The 496-nt window shown below is 43.5% G+C and carries 1 protein-coding gene; it reads right to left on the bottom strand.

Annotated elements, in window-relative coordinates; translation table 11 throughout:
* Nucleotides 1-110: 110 nt before the first annotated feature.
* Nucleotides 111-496, bottom strand: a 386-nt coding sequence (locus NE473_RS30195) for a transposase (RefSeq protein WP_256265555.1), incomplete at its 5' end; no start/stop codon positions are given.

Raw genomic sequence — 496 nt, 5'->3', positions numbered from 1 at the left:
AAGCAATTTGGTAATATGTCAAGAGGAAAATGAAAAAGATTTTCTAAGAAAAGGGTAACTTTAATAAACCTACGGTTCAAAAGAAACGTAAGTTCGATATGCACTATGGATTACCTACTCTTTTCCACAGAGTAGAGTTGGCTTTTGTCCAGCAGTCCAAAAAGCATACGTATCAGTTTACGGGAAGTCAACGCGAGTGCTCGTTTGTGCTGATGGGTTCTCACCTCAGCAAATTTCTTGTCATAAAAAGCTTTGTATTCCGGGCAGTGCCTGATGACGCTTCCGGCGGCCTCGATCATGTAATACCGCAGATAGCGGTTTCCAGCCTTGTTCATGGGTGTGTCCTCAGCTTCAAAGTTGCCGGACTGGTTTTCCTTCCAGACAATGCCGCAATATTTGGCAAGTGCATCATTGTTTTTAAAACATTTGATAGTGCCGATTTCAGCAAGAATGCCACTGGCATAAACCTTGCCGATTCCGGGAACCGAGTTGAGGA

The sequence above is a fragment of the Hungatella sp. SL.1.14 genome (assembly GCF_024460495.1).
Taxonomy (GTDB): domain Bacteria; phylum Bacillota; class Clostridia; order Lachnospirales; family Lachnospiraceae; genus Hungatella; species Hungatella hathewayi.
The sequence above is the reverse complement of the archived record's forward strand: the minus strand, read 5'-3'. Positions and strand labels throughout refer to the sequence as shown.